General features: G+C 42.7%; 2 pseudogenes. One reads left to right on the top strand and one right to left on the bottom strand.

Features of this window, described 5'->3' with window-relative positions:
- Positions 1-164: pseudogene (locus J7R05_RS08395) on the bottom strand (TrmH family RNA methyltransferase); the annotation flags it as partial.
- Between the two features lie 94 nt (positions 165-258).
- On the opposite strand from J7R05_RS08395, the pseudogene J7R05_RS08400 reads away from it, so the two are divergent.
- Positions 259-422: pseudogene (locus J7R05_RS08400) on the top strand (TrmH family RNA methyltransferase); the annotation flags it as partial.

Raw genomic sequence — 422 nt, 5'->3', positions numbered from 1 at the left:
GATCCAGAAGCTGCTTTGGAAAGCACACCGCTTTCTTGTGGGGAATGACGATAAGTGGTGATAAGTGCCCCAGCTTGAAATGCAAATGCAGAACGCATAATAGCGCCAACATTATGTGGATCGGTAATTGGATCCATTACAATGATAAGGTTAGTATTTGTAAGGGATCAAATTACCGATCCACATAATGTTGGCGCTATTATGCGTTCTGCAGAACGCATAATAGCGCCAACATTATGTGGATCGGTAATTTGATCCCTTACAAATACTAACCTTATCATTGTAATGGATCCAATTACCGATCCACATAATGTTGGCGCTATTATGCGTTCTGCATTTGCATTTCAAGCTGGGGCACTTATCACCACTTATCGTCATTCCCCACAAGAAAGCGGTGTGCTTTCCAAAGCAGCTTCTGGATC

Origin of the sequence: Bartonella capreoli, assembly GCF_902813205.1 — a bacterium.
In the GTDB taxonomy this organism is placed as follows: Bacteria; Pseudomonadota; Alphaproteobacteria; order Rhizobiales; family Rhizobiaceae; genus Bartonella; species Bartonella schoenbuchensis.
Note: the sequence above shows the minus strand (reverse complement) of the source record. Positions and strands in the feature narration are given on the sequence as shown.